General features: G+C 61.7%; 21 protein-coding genes, 1 tRNA gene and 1 other RNA gene. 9 read left to right on the top strand and 14 right to left on the bottom strand.

Annotation, left to right across the window (positions count from 1 at the left end):
- Window positions 1-93 precede the first annotated feature (93 nt).
- Entirely contained in the window at window positions 94-1,053 is a 960-nt protein-coding gene (locus tag ICJ04_RS14225; RefSeq protein ID WP_188324861.1) for a toll/interleukin-1 receptor domain-containing protein, read from the bottom strand.
- A gap of 41 nt (window positions 1,054-1,094) precedes the next feature.
- Window positions 1,095-1,424: a helix-turn-helix transcriptional regulator gene (locus ICJ04_RS14230; RefSeq protein ID WP_188324862.1), complete on the bottom strand. Its 330-nt coding sequence runs from the start codon at window positions 1,422-1,424 to the stop codon at window positions 1,095-1,097.
- Window positions 1,425-1,551: 127 nt separating this feature from the next.
- On the opposite strand from ICJ04_RS14230, the gene ICJ04_RS14235 reads away from it, so the two are divergent.
- From ICJ04_RS14235 to ICJ04_RS18385, 3 genes are all read left to right on the top strand, one after another.
- The gene (locus ICJ04_RS14235; protein WP_188327352.1) at window positions 1,552-2,307 is read left to right on the top strand and encodes a hypothetical protein; all 756 of its coding nucleotides are present in this window, start codon (window positions 1,552-1,554) and stop codon (window positions 2,305-2,307) included.
- Between the two features lie 65 nt (window positions 2,308-2,372).
- Window positions 2,373-2,687: a hypothetical protein gene (locus ICJ04_RS14240; RefSeq protein ID WP_188324863.1), complete on the top strand. Its 315-nt coding sequence runs from the start codon at window positions 2,373-2,375 to the stop codon at window positions 2,685-2,687.
- Entirely contained in the window at window positions 2,684-3,025 is a 342-nt protein-coding gene (locus ICJ04_RS18385) for a hypothetical protein (RefSeq protein WP_223202905.1), read from the top strand. Before ICJ04_RS14240 ends, ICJ04_RS18385 begins: the two co-directional genes overlap by 4 nt.
- 112 nt (window positions 3,026-3,137) lie before the next feature.
- Here the strand turns inward: ICJ04_RS18385 and ICJ04_RS14245 are convergent, their stop codons facing one another.
- The 7 genes from ICJ04_RS14245 to ICJ04_RS14275 all read right to left on the bottom strand — a co-directional run bounded on the left by ICJ04_RS14245 (window position 3,138) and on the right by ICJ04_RS14275 (window position 10,877).
- Window positions 3,138-3,725, bottom strand: coding sequence for a hypothetical protein (locus ICJ04_RS14245; RefSeq protein ID WP_188324864.1), 588 nt, complete (start codon window positions 3,723-3,725; stop codon window positions 3,138-3,140).
- A gap of 62 nt (window positions 3,726-3,787) precedes the next feature.
- Window positions 3,788-5,092 carry a restriction endonuclease gene (locus tag ICJ04_RS14250; RefSeq protein ID WP_188324865.1) on the bottom strand — a complete coding sequence of 435 codons (1,305 nt, stop codon included), beginning with the start codon at window positions 5,090-5,092 and terminating at the stop codon, window positions 3,788-3,790.
- Window positions 5,093-5,098: 6 nt separating this feature from the next.
- Complete coding sequence (locus ICJ04_RS14255; protein ID WP_188324866.1) at window positions 5,099-6,196, bottom strand: AAA family ATPase; 1,098 nt, start codon at window positions 6,194-6,196, stop codon at window positions 5,099-5,101.
- A complete protein-coding gene (locus ICJ04_RS14260; protein WP_188324867.1) occupies window positions 6,189-6,500 on the bottom strand; it encodes a hypothetical protein in 312 nt (103 codons plus the stop codon). The genes ICJ04_RS14255 and ICJ04_RS14260 overlap by 8 nt, the downstream gene beginning before the upstream one ends.
- Window positions 6,501-6,777: 277 nt before the next feature.
- Window positions 6,778-9,000: a class I SAM-dependent methyltransferase gene (locus tag ICJ04_RS14265; protein WP_188324868.1), complete on the bottom strand. Its 2,223-nt coding sequence runs from the start codon at window positions 8,998-9,000 to the stop codon at window positions 6,778-6,780.
- Window positions 8,997-10,067, bottom strand: coding sequence for a DNA adenine methylase (locus tag ICJ04_RS14270; RefSeq protein WP_188324869.1), 1,071 nt, complete (start codon window positions 10,065-10,067; stop codon window positions 8,997-8,999). The genes ICJ04_RS14265 and ICJ04_RS14270 overlap by 4 nt, the downstream gene beginning before the upstream one ends.
- 435 nt (window positions 10,068-10,502) lie before the next feature.
- A complete protein-coding gene (locus ICJ04_RS14275; RefSeq protein WP_188327394.1) occupies window positions 10,503-10,877 on the bottom strand; it encodes a hypothetical protein in 375 nt (124 codons plus the stop codon).
- A 132-nt stretch (window positions 10,878-11,009) separates the two neighbouring features.
- Here ICJ04_RS14275 and ICJ04_RS14280 point away from each other — a divergent pair, with 132 nt between their 5' ends.
- From ICJ04_RS14280 to ICJ04_RS14290, 3 genes are all read left to right on the top strand, one after another.
- The gene (locus ICJ04_RS14280; protein ID WP_188324870.1) at window positions 11,010-11,552 is read left to right on the top strand and encodes a DUF1543 domain-containing protein; all 543 of its coding nucleotides are present in this window, start codon (window positions 11,010-11,012) and stop codon (window positions 11,550-11,552) included.
- 88 nt (window positions 11,553-11,640) lie between these two features.
- Complete coding sequence (locus ICJ04_RS14285; protein WP_188324871.1) at window positions 11,641-12,237, top strand: NAD(P)H-dependent oxidoreductase; 597 nt, start codon at window positions 11,641-11,643, stop codon at window positions 12,235-12,237.
- Between the two features lie 4 nt (window positions 12,238-12,241).
- Window positions 12,242-12,862, top strand: coding sequence for a TetR/AcrR family transcriptional regulator (locus ICJ04_RS14290; RefSeq protein WP_223202906.1), 621 nt, complete (start codon window positions 12,242-12,244; stop codon window positions 12,860-12,862).
- 64 nt (window positions 12,863-12,926) lie between these two features.
- Here the strand turns inward: ICJ04_RS14290 and sugE are convergent, their stop codons facing one another.
- Entirely contained in the window at window positions 12,927-13,244 is a 318-nt protein-coding gene (gene sugE / locus ICJ04_RS14295; RefSeq protein WP_188324872.1) for a quaternary ammonium compound efflux SMR transporter SugE, read from the bottom strand.
- A 272-nt stretch (window positions 13,245-13,516) separates the two neighbouring features.
- Between sugE and ffs the strand changes: the two genes are divergently transcribed.
- Window positions 13,517-13,613: signal recognition particle sRNA small type (ffs, locus tag ICJ04_RS14300), an RNA gene on the top strand.
- Between the two features lie 171 nt (window positions 13,614-13,784).
- On the opposite strand, the gene ICJ04_RS14305 is transcribed toward ffs, so the two are convergent.
- Window positions 13,785-14,537 carry an MBL fold metallo-hydrolase gene (locus tag ICJ04_RS14305; RefSeq protein ID WP_188324873.1) on the bottom strand — a complete coding sequence of 251 codons (753 nt, stop codon included), beginning with the start codon at window positions 14,535-14,537 and terminating at the stop codon, window positions 13,785-13,787.
- Window positions 14,537-15,286, bottom strand: a complete 750-nt coding sequence (locus ICJ04_RS14310; protein WP_188324874.1) for a 3-deoxy-D-manno-octulosonic acid kinase — start codon at window positions 15,284-15,286, stop codon at window positions 14,537-14,539. The genes ICJ04_RS14305 and ICJ04_RS14310 overlap by 1 nt, the downstream gene beginning before the upstream one ends.
- 21 nt (window positions 15,287-15,307) lie before the next feature.
- On the opposite strand from ICJ04_RS14310, the gene ICJ04_RS14315 reads away from it, so the two are divergent.
- On the top strand, window positions 15,308-16,360 hold the full coding sequence (locus tag ICJ04_RS14315; RefSeq protein ID WP_188324875.1) for a glycosyltransferase family 9 protein: 1,053 nt from the start codon (window positions 15,308-15,310) through the stop codon (window positions 16,358-16,360).
- 72 nt (window positions 16,361-16,432) lie between these two features.
- Here the strand turns inward: ICJ04_RS14315 and ICJ04_RS14320 are convergent, their stop codons facing one another.
- Entirely contained in the window at window positions 16,433-16,834 is a 402-nt protein-coding gene (locus ICJ04_RS14320) for a DUF6165 family protein (RefSeq protein ID WP_188324876.1), read from the bottom strand.
- Window positions 16,835-16,941: 107 nt separating this feature from the next.
- Window positions 16,942-17,032, bottom strand: a tRNA-Ser gene (locus tag ICJ04_RS14325).
- Window positions 17,033-17,201: 169 nt separating this feature from the next.
- Here ICJ04_RS14325 and ICJ04_RS14330 point away from each other — a divergent pair.
- Window positions 17,202-17,906, top strand: a complete 705-nt coding sequence (locus ICJ04_RS14330; RefSeq protein WP_188324877.1) for a protein phosphatase 2C domain-containing protein — start codon at window positions 17,202-17,204, stop codon at window positions 17,904-17,906.
- The last annotated feature ends 36 nt before the right edge of the window (window positions 17,907-17,942 follow it).

Raw genomic sequence — 17,942 nt, forward strand, 5'->3', positions numbered from 1 at the left:
GCCCATCCAGGCGACCTTCCGCCATCAAGGACCTCTGACGGCGGAGGATCCTGATACGTGAAACCGACAACCGCCAAAGCCGCTGAACCGACGTTATGCGGACAGCTCCCGTCGGAGCGAAGCTCCAACATGGTAGATCGTTTGTCTTTCTTGAAGACCTTTAGTCAGCTTGATCCCGCCTTCGTGTTCAAGCAAAGAGAGGATGTGGTTTGTTAGGTAGACCGGCAATCCCAAGTGTTCTGAAAGAGCAATATTTGAGGTCAACTCTGAGTTGACGATGCCTCGCACAACATTGCACCTCATCTCCGAATACCCTGGAATGGCTTCGCGTGCGTAAAGCTCAAATCCAGACTCGGTGATCCGAAACGGTCTAATGCCAGGATCAATCCCTTTGAGGCTCTCAATCGCGCCGTCATCCTCGAGGATCTCTAGGCAATCACGGAGCTCTTGAACTGGAAGCTTGGGAGAGCCGTTGAGATCAAAAGCCTCCACGGGATAGACATATTGATCTTCATCCTCCAGGGCCTTTTCGCAAGCGACGTGGATCACCAGGCTGTCTGACGCGCTTCGGCCTGCCATTCGGACAGGAGAAGGATGCGCATAGGCGGGCAGCGCCCCCAGAGGAGGCTTGGAACTCAGGTTGAAGATGGCTGAAAGAACGCGATCGAAGGACGCATTGTAGTTTTCTGGCCTATCGAACTTCTCATACAGCGTTGCCGTCAATACGCCAGGAATTTGGCAATCGTCGATTACGACCGGGATCAACTTCATCCCATTGGAAATTCTTTTCACAGCAGCAACGTCGAGCTCTTCTCGAACCCACGGCTTTGTGACGCTCGTCGTGGAAAGAACGATGATGAAGGCGTCTGGCGCTTTAAGGCCCTCCTCAAAAATCTTATGGATGAGCTTGTCGCCGGGAAGCATTTCCCACTTATCAACCCATGCGTCGACGCCGTGCGCGCGAAGCTTTGTTGCAAACTCGAGAACAAAACTGTCCTTGTCCTCGCTTGCATGACTGACGAAGACCTTCGGATTATTAGCAACTAAATCCATCTCACTTTCCTTGTCAAAAATGGTTAGACCACCACTATCGCTCAATCAGCGGATTTGCTGCTGAGAAGCTGCTTGTACAACTCCCTGCGCTCGGCCTGAGTCATCTTCTTCAACGCCAAGATGAAGGCGGCCGTCGCATCGTCCTCGGCTACCAGATAAGCCATCGGAACGCCTAAAACGTCGGCGAGTTTTCCCAGTCCATCCAAGTCGATACCACTGACTTCCGTCTCATATCTGTTCACGCGGCTGCTGGCCAGCTTCTTATCAAGCCCCATCAAGACCCCCAAGGCTCGCTGACTGGCAATGCCACGGAGTTCCCTGGCCTGCTTGAGACGGGCAGCGAATAAAGAGCGGGGGGAGGGCTTGGGCAAGTGAACGGAAGTTGAAAACTTGGGTGGACAGCATGACGTGGTCCCTCAATGCATGGCAGACTCTTCATGAAATGTAGCACCCTACCGACCAACCACAGGGGTTTTCATGAAGAAGAGCGAGACAAGGATGGCCGCCGGCCTGGCTGCCGCGCTGCTGCTGACCGCCTATAGCGCAGCCGCACAAAGCCAACCTGAGCAGGAAGAGATACCCAACAAGCCTGGCTTCTTTCGCCAGTTGGGAACCAGCCTCAGGAATGCCGGCCAAGAAATGGTGGGGGGCAAGCAGGTCGAAGGCCGCGCCAAATCGGCTGCCGGCGGCGGGGCCATCTACGCCCCAGTCAGCGGCGCGGGGAAGATCCAGGGCCTCTTCAAATCCGACAATCATCAGTTGGCCCAGCAGGGCAAGCTCGACTGGCCCCGTGTTGCACTCACCTACACCGAGTGGGGTGCCTCCCTGCCCTGCTGGTCCGTCGAAGCACGGATCTGGACGAGCCCCTCCGCGTCGACCACCGAGACCTTCCGGACTTGCGCCAATGCCGCCATGACCGAGACCGACGACCTGGGCGATGTGGCGGAGCTCAACACGTCGGCCCTTTGGAAGGGACGGGACGCTCTTATGGGCGTTCAAGTGCCTGCCGGCAAGCCCAACACCGGGGCCAACCGGTCCACGGGCCCCAACTCGCCCGCGCAGCCGTTCGTCATCAACGTGTCCCGCCCTGGCGTATCCGACCGGGCCGTCGATGTGGCCCTCCGGGTCGCCTGGGTCTCTGGGTTCATTCAGACCGCCGACCTGCACCCCGGGGCCTCGGGGCTGCTGACCCCGTTCAAGGATTCAAGGATGTGGATCGCCGGGTTCAAGCCCGAAGGCAACCGCGACCGCTAAGCAGATACCTCGTCGCAATAACTTTGGGGGGCCCTTCGCCGCCCCGCCCATCTCAAGGAATGACCATGAAAGCAACGAAGTTCATCTTGGCCGGCTTGGCCGTTGCCCTCACCCTGACCGCCTGCGGTGGTCCGCCTTCCAGCAGCGATGCCGAGAAGGCCTTGGCAGCCCTGCTTACCCAGAGTGGCGCAGGTCAGATCACCGGAATCCAAGAGTTCCAGCTGTCCGGCTGCGTTGAAGCCCAGGACATGGAAGGCTACCGGTGCGACGCCACCGGAAAAGTATCCATCGACATCGGCGGCCGGCAGGTGCCGATCCCTGTCAACAAAAACCTTCGGTATGTGCGTGAATCGGGGGTCTGGAAGGCCTACGCCAAATGAGTGCCCATCCGCCTCCCCTCCTTGGTCAAGCGCCCTCTGCACGCCGCAAGCTCATGACGCCTAGAGATCGTTTCTTCTGGTGGTATACCGGGGCCCTACTCTTCCTGGGACCTTTCGGGTTCATTGTCGGGCCGCTCATGGCCCGGCGAGGAACGCGGAAGGCGGCGCTTCGGTATCCGATCGAGGCACGGGCAGCTCAGGCCCGAGACGTCGGGTTCTCGTGGTGGCAGTGGTGGATCATGACGCCCATGACACTTCTCGGCGCATTCTGGGTATTTGGGCTGCTCAGTGGACTGCCCATGTTTCTATATGTCCTCTACGCTCAGTTGGCCAACTGACCCGCTGATTCAGTTCGGCCCAGGAGTGATGGAAATGCTCCTCGGCCGATGGCATTGCTGCTACGGAAGCTGCGTCAGCAGAAGAGGGGCCGCGACTGAAGGGTTGAACCGTTCAATTGTGGTCGTTCCAGCCTGCAACAAGGTCCAAGAAACCCGCCGCCGTTGCATCCGACCTCGACTTACGAGGGGCGCTGCAAACCTGTGCAATGAACGTGGCAATTGGCCCTGGCGGCATCGTATTTAGAGTGGTGAACACCGGCACCAGCTCTCCAGCGTTCTCTTGGACCAGAACAAGAATATCGGTGTCGCTTGGGCCAGCTTGCGGTACAGCAAGCGCGATCGGGGACTTCCCGCTGACCTTGGTGAAGCGCCACTCAGCGCCCCGAACGTCAGTGGGGTTCTCGAAAAACGCCTCATCCGACAAAGACGGTCCAAATGTGTGTTTAAGGCTACCTTGGTAGGCATCTATCAGTTTAGGCGCGCCACCTCTGGTCCTTCGAATGAGCTTCGTAGGAAACAGGGCACTTGCGACGAGCTCAAAATCGTTAAAACCATTGTATCGGAGATCTCGAGCGCCGCCCCCCGCACTCGGATTGTTATTTGAAGTGCCTGTAAATTTCCTCCAGTCCCCGCCAGGAACTGTCTTGAAAAGAATGCGCTGAGCCATTCCAAAGATGTTTCCACCTATCACCGCTGCCATGAGACCCTCCTATTGGTCCGCGTTGAACGTCCTATAGGACATCCATAGCTCACAAGCGACAGCTATTTCAAGAGTTCAGACAACTTATCCAGGCCGTGTTTCATTTCTTGAACAAAGCTGGCTAAGGCGCGACGGCCGGATATCCCACGAACTTCAATGGAGATGGCGACGATCCGCCCACAGCCAGATATCCTAACCTGCTCCAGCACTTCAACAGTCCCTACAGGAAGCAATGGCGCTGAAGCGAGCCGTGGATAGGCCAGTATCACTGGCAGCCCGTTGCTTGCCATGGAAAAAGCCATGGCTTCATAGATGTCCGACTCGGCGGCGCACACCCGTCCACGGTCAACGCGGCCTTTATATTTCGCATCCACATGGAACCGGCGCCCGTCTGAAAAAACGGATGTGTCAGGCCTGACATTGAGCTTACCTGCCTTGCCATTCGGATACTGCCTCTTGCCCAGCTCCAGAGGCTGCTCCGCTAGCACGTTGCCTGCGCCGAACCCTAAACGAAGACCAATGGTGACGAGATCCTGCCATAGCTGCCACGTCCCCATGACAAACCCTGGAGCCCTCGCCTCTCCTTCGTTGAACCCCATGCCGAAACCGTTTACCACATCCACTGACAGATCCATCAGCGCCTGCCAACGCCTCGACCTACCGGGAACTGCTTGCGGAAGCAAGTGGCCACGAGACAAGCGGGGCTGAACTCCCAAATGCGCTCTCACTCTGGATAGCTCTGCGCTTGCTGTTGGGGTTCGAACGTGCCGACGGGCGACTCCTGCAGCAGCGGAAATGATGGCGTTGTGTCGGTTGGCTCTGCTGTATCGAATGACCTCTTGTGGATATCCAGCTGGCCCGGGGACGCGCAGATCGAATGGGTCGACGTCGCCGTCGAGGAAGAAATCGTGCTCGATGGTCCTTTTGTAGGACCTGATTGGGCGGTGGTGATGCTCCCAATACATATCCGTGATTGCTCGAGCCAGCAGCGAGTCTAGATCGCTGTCTGCGGCGGTGTCCGCTCGGATGCGATCGGAGGCAAGGACGTGTCCATGCCTGGAGAGCATAGCGAGAAAGAAAAAATCTTCACGCCATCCCGCGCCACCAGCGTGCTCGCCCAAGAACTTGGGCGCAATCTCAAGCTCGCACGATCGCCCCAAGTGAAGGAGGCCTGCGACTTTACTAGAAGACACGAGCGGGCCGCTCACTTCAATCGGCGACTTCTTAAGCCCGACCTGGCGGGCTACCCGTGCCCCAGCATCAGAGAGGTGCCGCGCCGCCTCCGCAGTCCCTCTCCCCATTGACGCAGCAATGGCAGGAAGAAGATTCGCCGGAGACCCGTATTCAACGACGGAGAAGCGAGCCATCCGGCCCTACGTCCCCGCAATGCTACGGAGACCTCTATACAGAGCGTCCCGCGTCCACAGGCTTTCGCCTTCCAGGGCGTATCGAAGCTCGGTTCCGAACGTGTGCTCAACGAGCTTCAAGGGCGACTCTTCGCCAGAGGACTCAGTGGCGTTCAGGGTAATCGCCATGCTTCGGATGTCTCCATAGAAGACCTCCGCAACATGGGCCATTAGCTTGTCCCAGGCTTTAGCCAGTAGCATCGTTGCTTCAGCGACGGAAAGAGCTGTAGACCAAGCTGGCATCAGCACACCGTGCCCGATCTGAAAGTCCCCGCCGCGCCCTATGGCTATTCTCTTGTTGACCGCTGCCCATGCACGAATGCTCGCCTCCGCAAGGTCAGCCACGGCACCCGGCTGCTCCGGAAGATCACGCTGCTGGCCCCCTTCGATCTGAAAGTGGCTTCGCAGCACGGCTTCGTCCGGATCGAGTCGATATGGTTCAAACCGCCGCAGGAACGCGACGTCCATGGGCTCCACCGAGCTATCAGCTTGGTTCTGAACCGCAAGGATGAAGAGTCGATCCGGAAGCGCGTATTCCTCGATCAAGCCCGACGGAGGGACCATCACCTCAAAGAACTGCGTGAGCCCATGAGGACTACCATCGGGACTTAGGCGCTTGTCCGCCTCGATCGCCACCATGGAGCCGCCAAAGACTTGGACTGCCGGTCCTCTGTTGATTTCATCAATGACGAGCAGCGAAGCGCAACCCTCTTGCCGCGCGTGCTGCGCGGCGCGGAAAAGTGTCCCTTCCACGATGGTGAACTGACCAGCCTTCCCCTCCCCGACAGCGGGAGCCAGTCCGGTAACGAAGTCTCGATACTTTGAGTTTTGGTGGAAAACCGTCCGAAAAACTTTTGCTTCTTCCGCGTCTTGGATGGCCACGTCATCGCCGTGGCTTAACGTGGGCATGCCCTGTGAACCAAGCTCGCCGGCTGCAAAGGCCGCAGCGATCTCTGATAGAAGACGCGTTTTGCCGACGCCTGGAGGCCCGGAAAGCAGGACATTCTTTGAAGACGCCAGAAGGCGAAGAACCTCGTGAGCCGCGGTAGATGGTGAATCAGACATGGCAGTGCATTCGCCCATTTTGAAGGTCAAAGAAGCCGTATGAAGCGCGGCGCTCAGACTTTTTACTGTCTAGGCATCCCAAGATGTGCTGCTTGACCGCTGCACTCCATTTGTCTTTGCGAAGCGACACATCCGTTGTAAAGCGCGGCCAGATGTTGCCGTCATCGGTCTGAATCAGCAGCAGGAGCACACGCTCGCCCGCATTTGCAGGCGGGAGCGACCCCTGAAACACCTCGTAGGTGTGAACACGGGTGATGCGCCACTCACCCTCACGGGCGCTGGTGGGCGGCTCAATGTAAGCCACTTCAGAGCGGGTCCGTTGACTCGGCCCGGTCCCAGAGCGCCAGCAAAACAGACCACGGTGCCGGCTAATGACCGCAGACACGCCGTTCCGCCGACGGTTGGCCTGCTCTTGAGCAGGAAACATCGCCAAGACAATAGCCTCCAGCTCCTTATCTCCACGGAACCGGAGGTCTCTAGCCCCACCCCCCGTGTCAGAGTCATGAGATTGCGCGACGAACTTTCTGCGGTCCCCCGGAAGGATCTCCTTCCAAAGAACTCGGGCAATGCCTGCCGCCCCTTTACGTTGACTCGACCCGCTCTGCTCCATAAGTGCCCCCTTCCTCCGGCTCGAAGCTTGAATGCTGAGCTGGCACAAAGGCGATTGCCCCTGCAGCCTGCGCAGCAACCACTCGCCGTTGCCAAGGGTCCTTGCCGCCAGACACAACAGCGAGCACGGAATCCCAAGTGATCGTCGACCGGCTCTCCCGTTCCAAGGAAGGCTGTCCCCGATCCAACAACGGGAAATCAGAGGACATTAGATCAAGTTCTGCAAGGGTGACGCTATAGGCACGGGCTACCTCGACCTCAATCTTTGTGCGCAACCCTGCCGCCTCCCGGTCAGTGTCGGGGGTCCTGGGAGCCATATTGAGGTCGTGAAGCTCCCGCGCAGCGGCGGCCAGACGCCTCCAAGGCAACCCTTTCGGCTTTATCGAGGGCATCGGGATACCCAAAAGCACAAAATAGTTGATGCTTGTGGTTAAAACCCGGCGGATCATCCAATCAAAGGTCAAACTATTGACGACTGCGAGCCATACGAAAAGTCGGTCACCATCGGGGTCGTTGGGGAACAGGACCGTGGGGACTTTGTTGCCGCACACGTAGCCCGGCTCTATCAGGGCAGCCATCATTGAACGCTCGTTCGTCTGGCCTGCAATATCACAGAAGCCAACTCTACGTTGCTGAATGCGCTCTTGGGCTTTCCCAGGGCAGTCCTTAGCCGCGATGTAGAACTGAGGCACAACCTCAGCCCCCCCCAAGGGAAGGCTCTCCCACACCGCTGAACGGCCAGAGCCAGCCACATAAGCCTTGGCACCGAAGCGGTGTTGCTGAATATGACGACCCTCAATAACCCCGAGCCGCGCCTTCCCCGGGGAGCGCGTGAAGCATTCACGCTGAGCGGTCATGTCTACCTCACGACAGAACTCGGCAAACCAAAGCGAATGGGGGTCGTCCATCCGCTCTCCGCGCTCAACCAAGCGCTGGAACAAAGCCCAGCTCGCATTGCTGTGAACCTCTGGCACGCTGAGATCGGGCCTTGTCGTTCGCAACGCCTTTCGCCCAATGCGGACTCGGTTGGACGCTTCCGTCCCGGCATCTGTCCCACACTCACGGGTGAGAAAAAGTGGCTCCTTGGTATGTGCCCCTTCGTGCTGGGTGAAGTTAAGCGCCAAGAACTTAAAGCGGGTATCGATGCCAAAGAAGCGGGCGCGGTTGTCGAAGACTGCCATCTCCAGACGCTCCGCGCGGTCGAATAGCGCCTCTCGCAACGCTTGCGTGCCTTGCGAACGAATGAGCCCGCCAGGAACCAGGACCGAGGCTTGCCCGCCGGGCCTGAGGAGATTTAGGTAGAGCGCCATGAACGCTGCATACAGATCAGGCTCCCCTCGAACCAAGAGGGGAAAACGTGTTGCCAGAAACTCCGCGTAGGACCTTACCTCGCCAGAAGATGCTTCGAACGCCGCACGGTCCATATGTTCGAGATCAGAGCCGTAGTGACGAGTTGCTCCCTTTCCCAGGAGGAACTCATGTTTGGTCAGACGAACTTTCTCCCACGGCGGGTTCGCAATGATTGCGTCGAAACCGCCGGGAGCCTTGCGCTCCCACTCGGAAGCGTCGACTGCCAAACTGTCGCCCGCCGTCCAACGACTGCGCATGTCGACGATTGCGCTGAGGTCATCAGTCAGCGCTGCCAAGGACAGCGTCGCCCCTCGAAGAGCAGCCTCAGACAAGTCCATTGCATAGACGCCATTACGCAGCCACTGAGCTGTCATCCGGCGATCGCTCCCGCATACAGCCAAGGTCAACGCCACAAGCAAAATACCGGAACCCGATGCGGGATCGATGACCTTGCTTTTGGCGGTCAGGCTTGGAGCCAAGACTCTGGCCAAGCGCTGAGCGAGTCGAAAGTCGGTGTGATACGCCCCAGTGCTCTTTTGCTTGGATGCGGTGAGCCCCTCTCGGGAGAGGGCACTCAGAGCGAGGGCAGGTTCAATACCGGCCATCCGAATGCGGGCGAGCACTGCGCCGGCGACTTCGTCCAACTGAGCAGCGGACGTGATCAAGTTCCGCCCAAAGGCTTCTTGGAAGGCCGCAACGTCGTGCGAACCAAGCCGCGCTGCGGCAGCTTCTAACAGCTGGAACCGCGCCTCTTCCTGTTCAGCTTTGAATTGGTTTGAAAAGTCGCGGACTAGGGTCGCCGCAGCTCGAAGTCGAGCCTGTTCCAATGTTCCGGGTGAACTCATTTCCGCGCCGTCGCACTCTTTTTTGTCATTGAGGCCACCGCCTTCGGCTCGATGACGACGAGGTATTCGCTGACCTCGGAAGCATTGTCACTCGCTTTCTGATTTGGTCGGTAGCGACCAATGCTGGCCAGCGGCTCGACCTTCACGTCGCCCACATCAACCAGCCGGTCGGTCAACTGGGCTAGATCCACGTGACCTTCGTTGCTATAGGACAAAAGGATGCGGCGTGCGCCAATGCCCTGGATCAGGTCTACCAATGCACCAAGCGCTTTGCGCTTGTAACAAAAATCAGACGCTAGGTGCTGCCAGGGGCGAAGTCCCGCAACGCCCTCAACCACCGGGGCGTCGCCGTGGACGATGGTCTCAAGAAGGTGGTAGTAGGAGGCGTATTGGCGCTTGGTGTAGGGGGGGTCCAAGTAAACAGTGTCATCGGGGGCGATATCGACGTTTATCACATCCCCCACTGAGATATCGACTGGCATCCCCTCCTCAATCAAGTCACGAGGACGCAGTGCCAAAGTGCCCTGACTTTGAGAAGTCCAACGCGAAAGGAAGCATCCATAGGTGCCCGCAATATTGGCTACGCGATTGGCAGCCGATAGCAGATCAGCCAGCAGGACTCGCTCTTCCGAAGGGTTGAGCAGCCCACTCTTGCTCCAGTCGAAGATCTGCGAGCGGCAGCTATCAATGTGCGCGGCATTGGCCTCGGTAAAGTAGCGGCGCTCCACCCCGGCACGGGAATGGGCCAGCGAGGCTGGGCTGTATTCGCTCCAAATGAAACCACGCCGACCATCCAGACCGTTGAGCCGGTCTATCGCTGAGGTGTAGCCCCCCAGTTCGGCAAAGGACGCCTGATTCCGGGCAGTCAGCCGCGCGGAACTCATGATGGCAGCGTAGGAAAGGTGGTCGTTCAGCAAAACAGGCCAGCCCAGCTGAGCCGCCTGGGCCGCCACCGATCCCATGCCGCAGAACGCGTCGACAAACCGTCCGCGTCCTGAGTATTGACCAATGAAGCGTGCCAAGCCGTCGACCAGGCGAGTCTTCGAACCGATGTATCGCAAGGTCACTGAAGCTCTCCTAAGGGCCCACAAAGTGCTCTAACAGACTGAACAGCCAAGGATTCCAAACTAACGGAATCAATCGTGCAGTCAAGGGCCGGACAGCGGCGGCGATTGTAGCATCTGGACGACCGGCAGCTCTGCGCCCTCCCCGGGCCTCCAGGCCCCCTCGTGATGAAGATAGACGTTCTGCCAGCAACGTCGAACTGGCTGTCAGGCCAGCCCAAGGCTATGATTGACGGGACACAACACAGGACACACGTCCGGTTTGCGCTCTGCGAGCAGTCAGGGAGTGAGGTCTTCGGATCAGTACCTCCCCCTCTCTCCGCCAGACAAATGAAAAGGGCTGCCCATCGGGCGGCCCTTTTTATTTGTCTGGCGCTGCCGCTTTGCGCGCACGGGCGGCCGCTGCGCTCGCCGACCCTGGGTCGGCACCACCCGGGGTCAGTCGCCGGCGGCGTACAGCAGGGCGATGTCACGGTGATGCGATGCGCACTCTGGACCTTCGCTCTTCACCACGGCCCGCTTGGGTTCGATGACCACCACACAGCCGTTGTTGAACTGATATTCGCGCTCGCCTGCGGCATTGGTCTTCTGCTTGGGCACTTCGTCCATCGGTCGCTGTGCTGCAGGCGTGGCGGCGTGCACGGGCTGATCTGTGTCCGGCGTCGCGGACTCCGCTGGCGATGAAGCCGCGCCAGTGTCGGGCGGTGCGCCCGCACCGCAGGCGCCCAGCGCCGACGCCACGGCCAGGCCACCACACCAGATGACCAGGCGGGCGCCACCGCCGTGCACGGACGCAGTTGCAGAAGTTCGCATCGGGTACTCCTCGTCGATGAAGTTCGTGTTTCCACGGTAAGACCCACGGCATGTGCATCACGCGAACGCGAAGGCGTCGACGCACCATGGCACTGCTACGCTGGCTGCTCGCTCCCGCATCAACTGCCTGCCATGCCGACTGCCTCGCTCTTTCCGCCGCGCTTGTACCAGTTCTACATCGGCGGTACGGCCGGCCGCGCCAACATCGAGCTGCACGATGTGCAGTTCGCGGCAGTCGCCCGCGTGCAGGACGCCTATCCCGCGCTGCGCGAGGCATGGTTCGGCGACCCCTCCAGCCTGCATCTGGATGGCTACGTGGACATCACCTGGGCCGACGGATTCGACGTGCGCATGGCCGATGGCCCGGATCCGTCCGGCCTCACCCTCTTCTTCGTCAACATGGGCGGTTACCGCAAGGACACGCTGGCGGAGCTGCACGAGTTCGGCCTGTTTGTCGCAGCGGATGCCGCCGGCGCCAAGGCGAAGGCGCGCAGGCAGTTGCTGCAGGGCGCGGATCAACTGCACAAGGATGATCTGCGGGAGGTGGACAACTGCTTGGCGCTCAGCGATTTCAACGGCAGACAGGTGCACCTCACGCCCAATCCGTCTGGCACGGCACCGAAGCCGGAGTGGCAGGGCTACCGGCCCATCGGGCGACGATCCAGCATGGCATGAGGTGCCAGCGTTCCATCCATGCAGTTGCGCCCGGGCGAATACCTACGGATAGTAGGTTACTAATGGTAACTCACCACCAAGGATGTCCATGCATACCCTCATCGTGATCTCGCACCCCAATCCCGACTCCCTCACCCATGCCATCGCTGAGCGCGTGGCGGAAGGCATCGCCAGCGCAGACGCTTCAAACACCTTCGAAATCGCCGACCTGGCCGCCGAAGGATTCGATCCGGCCTTCTCGCCTGCCGACCTCGCCTATTTCGAGAAGCGCGCCCCGGCCCCGCCGGAGATCGCCCATGAGCACGCGCGCCTGGACCGGGCGGACAGGCTGGTGATCGTCTACCCGATCTACTGGTGGTCGTTCCCGGGTTTGCTGAAGGGCTGGATCGATCGCGTGTTCTCCAACGGCTGGGCCTACGAAGAGAACCCGGAAGGAAAGGTCATCAAGAAGCTGCAGCGATTGCAGGTGCATCTGGTAGCCAACGGCGGCGCGGACCAGGGCATGATCGATCGCCATGGCTACGCAACCGCCATGACGACCCAGATCGACCACGGCATCTTCGACTATTGTGGTGCCCCTGTTATCAGCTCCACCCGGCTGCTCGCGTCGGATCCCGGCTTTCCCGCTGCGCATCTGGATACCGCCTTCGACATTGGGCGCCGCATCGTTTCACCCAAGGATTGACGCATTGCCCAAGCACCCTGCCCCGTTGAATCCAGCACCCGTAGCACCTGCGCGCCAGCGCCTGCCACGCGGGCAGCGCACGCGGCAGCTGCTGGACGTTGCATGGGCGCTGATCAGCGACGAAGGCAGCGACGCCCTGTCGCTGGGGCGCCTGGCCGACGCTGCGGGCGTGACCAAGCCCGTGGCGTACGACCACTTCGGTACGCGGAACGGTCTGTTGGCGGCGCTGTACGAGGACTACGACGTGCGACAGACGATGGTCTTCGATGCAGCGGTCGATGCCGCGCGTGCGACGCTGCAGGACAAGGCCCGCGTGGTGGCAGACAGCTATGTCGCCTGCGTGCTCACCCAAGGGCGCGAAATATCCGCGGTGGTAGCCGCGTTGGGCGGATCCGCGGAACTGCTGGAGGTGAAACGCCGGTACCAGCAGGCCTTCATCGAGAAGTGCGAAGGCATCTTCGCCCCCTTCGCTGGAAGGGACGGCGTGCCCTCTGCGGGCATGTGGGCCGTGCTCGGGGCGGCCGATACGCTGTCGCAGGCCGCGGTGGATGGCGACATCAGCGAGGCGCAGGCGAAAGACGAGCTGCGGTCGGTGATCCTGTCGGTGGTGAAGCGCAGCGCGTGATCGCACTACGCCTGCCAGGGCCAGATCCCTTCGGTTACGCGAAACGGACCTGACCCCGGGCTTGTCAGCTGCTCGACAGTTTCATCAGCACCAGCCCGCAGACGATCAGCACGGCGGCGGCGATACGCATCGCGCTCACCTGCTCGCCCAGAAACACGATACCGATCACGAACGCACCGACAGCGCCGATGCCGGTCCAGATCGTGTATGCGGTACCCAGTGGCAACGTACGCATGGCCACGGCCAACAACCAGAAACTGGCGATCATGCCGACCAGGGTGATGAGCGTCGGGGTGAGCTTGCTGAAGCCTTCGGACTGTTTCATCGAAACGGCCCAGACGATTTCGAGAAGACCAGCGAACAAAAGATAGATCCAGGCCATGGCGGCCTCCTTTGCAGGGGCCAGGCCGTCCTGGACATTTCAACCCGGTGCGGGGGAGGCCGTTCCTCCACCGATGATTCTAGCAACGGCAGGCAATTCGCGACGCCGCTGCATACTGAAGGGTTACAGGCGGTTCACTGCATTGTTGTGGCTAACGCGTAGGCGCATGCGCTAGAATGCGCGCCTGCCGTCGCTCTGCGATGTGCAGCCAGGACCGGTGAGGTTCGGCGCACGGCGCCACTACTCCCGCTGTCCACGTCTCTATGGCGGCCCCGTCGGCCCCTCGCGACGCTAGATCGAAAATCCCGCCAGGGCCGGAAGGCAGCAACGGTATCGATCGACGCGGGCGCCGAGGTCAGCCGGCGGGGTCGCCACCTTTTTGGGCCACTGAAACGCGATGCCGTGCGGCTACCTGCCCTTGGTAGCGCCGAGCCACGCTCGGCGAGGACTGCACGCGGAAACATGCCGCCGAGCATGGCTCGGCGCTACCGATGCGCGCATCGCGCGACTCAGGACTGCACACGCAAAAACCGGTCGGGGTCAGGCGACCTGCATGGCGGTCGGGGTGGCCAGCGGCACGCACTCGCCCGGCATCGCCACGCGATGGCCGCGCGCGCGCAACGCATCGCCATCCGCTGCGCTGGCGTAGTGGTACAGCATCATCCGCGCCTGCTGTTCAGCGCTGTATTCGCGCTCCAGGTCATCCACGCCGGTGTGCGACGGGTTGCCGTGCAGCCCGCAGTCGTGGGCAATCAGTTCGTTGTCATCGGCAAAGCGCGCCAGCATTTCGGGAATGGGCCGCGTATCGCCACTCCAGGTCAGTGCCCCTTTCAGCCGCAGGCCATAGGCGGTCTCCGGCCAGTGATGGCGTGCGGGGAATACCTCCAAGCGCACGCCCTCGTGCCAGAACGCATCGCCCACCACGATCAGCTGGAAGGCATCCCAGAAATTGGCGCCGCCTTCGGCCAGCACGTTGGGGTAATCCCCGATGCGCCTGTGCAGCAGCGGCACCACCGGCGCGGGCACGTACAGCCGCACTTTGCCGCGACGCTGGGCGTTGAAGAAGGTATCCACGAACAACCGCTCGAAGCCGGCCACGTGGTCCAGGTGCACATGCGTGACGAACAGCGCCTGCGGCAGGTGGCCGTAGTGTGCCTGGAACGCGGTCAGGCCTTCACCGCCGCAATCGATGGTCAGCCAGGGCTGTCCGTCGCGTTCGATCACCGACATCGGCGAACCGAGCTCCACCGCCGACGCATTGCCGACGCCCAGGAAACGCAGCGACCAGTCCATCAGGTGCCCCGGTTCCAGGCCAGGTCGTAGGCACGGCGCAGCCGCGCGAAGTCCTTTTCCACTTCATCGGTGCTGCGTTCGCCGCGCAGCTTCAGCAGCGAGCGCAGCAGGCGCTTGAGGTTGCGCTCCCGCCACGCGGTGGCCGGGATACGCTGCACGCAGCGGTCGAAGTCGATCAGCCAGCCATGGCCGTTGCCATCGAACAGGATGTTGTGGGCATTGAGGTCGGCATGGTCCAGCCCGGCGCGATGGAAACGGGCGATCAGCCGCCCGGTTTCTTCCCACGGTGCGCCGCGGCCGGCGACCAGCGCGCGGTCGGCCAGCGAACGTACGCCCTCGATGCGCTCCATCAGGATCGCGCAGCGGTAACGCAGGCCTTCGCGCATGTAATACGCCGCGATGGGCCGGGGCACGGGCAGCTTGAGCTCGCGCAGTGCGCGCATCAGGCGGAATTCGGCAAAGCTGCGGGTGCGCTGGGAGCCACGCCACAGGTAACGGTCATGGCTCAGCTTGGCCACCAGCCCGCCGCGCCGGTAGTGCCGCAGCACACTGGCCCCGAAGGGCGCATCCACGAACCACGCGCTGCCGCGACCGCCCTCGCCTACCGGCCGCGCCCGCTCGCCCCAGTGCTGAGGCGAGAACAGGCTGGCGTCGGCTTGCCGCAGCCGTTCGCGGTCGAACAGAATGGCACCCATGCCGCGTCCTTCGCGGCAAGGCGTCATCGCTTCATTGGCGTCGAATGCGACCATTCCTTCGAGTCTAACAACACCATGGCATCAACGTCCTCTTCCCTGTGCCTTTTGCGTTTGTCCGCGCTGGGTGATGTGACCCACGTGGTGCCGCTGGTGCGGACCCTGCAGGCCGCGCGTCCGGGCACGCCGATCCATTGGGTGATCGACAAAATCGGGCTGAAACTGCTCGAAGGCCTGCCAGGCGTCACCTTCCATCCGTATGACAAGAAGACGGGACTGGCCGGCATGAAGGCCCTGCGCGCGCAGCTGCCCGAGGGCCGATTCGAGGCGCTGCTGCAGATGCAGGTCGCTTTTCGCGCCAACGTGCTGTCGGCCTTCATTCCCGCCCGTCGCCGGATCGGCTATGACCGCAGCCGCTCCAAGGATCTGCATGGCCTGTTCATCAACGAGCGCATCCCGGACCGTCCGGGCATCCACGTACTGGATGCGATCGGCAGCTTCTGCGAGCCCCTGGGGATCAAGCAGACGGAGGTCAGCTGGGGAGACTTGGCGGTGCCGCCCGCGGCGCACGAATGGGCGCAGGCCCAGTGGCAGGATGACGGCCGCCCGGTGCTGATGATCTCGCCGTGCTCCAGCCATGAGCGCCGCAACTGGTATGCCGACCGCTATGCGGCCGTTGCCAACCATGCGGCGTCGCGCGGCTGGCGGGTGGTGCTGTGCGGTGGACGCAGCGAGCTGGAGCGCAACACCGCCGACGCCATCCAGGCGCAGTTGCAGCAGCCGGCGCTGGACCTGGTGGGCAAGGACACACTGAAACAACTGCCGGCCCTGCTGGCGCGGGCCGCGTTGGTGATGACCCCGGATTCGGGCCCCATGCACATCGCCAACGCCGTGGGCGCGAAAGTGCTGGGCCTGCACGCGGCCAGCAATCCGCACCGCAGCGGCCCGTATTCGGATCGCCGCTACTGCGTGGACCGCTATGACGATGCCGCGCGGAAGTTCCTCGGCAAGCCCGCAAGCGCGCTGAAATGGGGCACGAAGATCGAGTTCGACGACGTGATGCAGCTGATCACGGTGGAGGACGGGATCGCCGCCTTCGAGCGCTACGTGGCAGACCGGCCAGCCCGGTAGTAACGGCCGCAGGCCGTCAGGTTTTCCGGTTTGACGGCCAGCGGCCGTCACTACCGGGCGTACCGTGACGGGTCAGCTGGCGCGGTAATCCTTGTACGACTTCTCTTCCACGTACACCGAGCCCAGCGCCAGGTTGATGGCCTTCTTGATCCGCGCGCGTTCGTCGTTGCGCAGGTAGACGCTGCGCGCCAGCTCCACGAAGGTCGGACCGAAGTCGCCGGCTTTGTCCTGCAGGCGGATGGTGTCTTCGATGTCCCACAGCTCCTCGTTGACGGCCTTGAGGTCCGCGCGCAGCTGCGCAACGTCCTTGCCCCCTGCGGGATGGGACATCCAGGTGCTCTCCAGCGCGGAAAGCTCTGCACGCACGTTGGCCAGCTTGCCTTCGTCGCTGATGCGCTCGGACTTGATCTGCAGGATCGAGATCTTGTCGAGCAGCTCGCCGAAGGCGACGGGAACGAGGATTTCAGCAGTCATGGAGGCACTCTCTGGAAGCAGAGGGGGATGATAACGCGTGGTGCATGTGTCCCCGGTGGACGGAAAAGAAAAGGGCCACCCGATGGGCAGCCCTTTTCTTTTTTATCTGGCGGAGAGGGGGGGATTCGAACCCCCGAGGCGCTATAAACGCCTGCCTGATTTCGAGTCAGGTACATTCAACCGCTCTGCCACCTCTCCGTTTCCCCGGCGTACCGGGGACGCGCATGATACGAGGATGCGCGGATATTCACAAGTCATCACGCGCAGGAAAGTGAAACTTCCCTGACTACCGCGCTTGTCGGATGTCCTGCCCGCCGCGATGATGGCGTACTGCCTGGTAGACCCCCCTTTCGCTGCCCCCCCACTCATGATCGAATTCGGACACCTGACCCACCCCGGCCTGCGCCGTGCCCTCAACGAGGACACCTATTACGGTGATGGCGAACTGGCGCTGTGGCTGGTGGCTGACGGCATGGGCGGCCATGCCTGTGGCGAGGTGGCCAGTGCCTTGGCGCGGGAAACCATCGTGCGCGAGATCCGCCGGGGGGCGCCGCTGGCCCAGGCCATCCGCACCGCCGATGAAGAGATCATCCGCGCGTCGCGTCGCCGCAACGACACGCTGCCCATGGGCACCACGGTGGTGGCTGCCCGCGTGCAGGGCAACCGCTACGAAGTGGCCTGGGTGGGCGACAGCCGTGCCTACCTGTGGCGAGACGGCCAGCTGGCGCAGCTGAGCCAGGACCACAGTGTGGTGCAGGAGATGATGACCCAGGGCAACCTGACGCCAGAACAGGCGCGGGCGCATCCGCATCGCAACGTGGTGACCCAGGCACTGGGTGTGACCGACCCGGCGCATCTGAATGTGGCGACCACGGCCGGCGAGCTGCGGCCGGGCATGCAGCTCCTGCTGTGCAGCGACGGTCTCACCGAAGAGCTGGATGACAGCGGTATCGCGCGCACACTGGCCTTCGACGATGCGAGCGCGCAGGAATGCGTGGATACGCTGGTGGCGGCGGCGCTGGACGGCGGCGGATCGGACAACATCACCGTCGTGCTGGTGCGCTGCCACTGAGCAACCGCCAGCCCAGGCCGCGCTGCCTTGCTGCCT

Origin of the sequence: Stenotrophomonas sp. 169 (assembly GCF_014621775.1) — a bacterium.
Taxonomy (GTDB): Bacteria; Pseudomonadota; Gammaproteobacteria; order Xanthomonadales; family Xanthomonadaceae; genus Stenotrophomonas.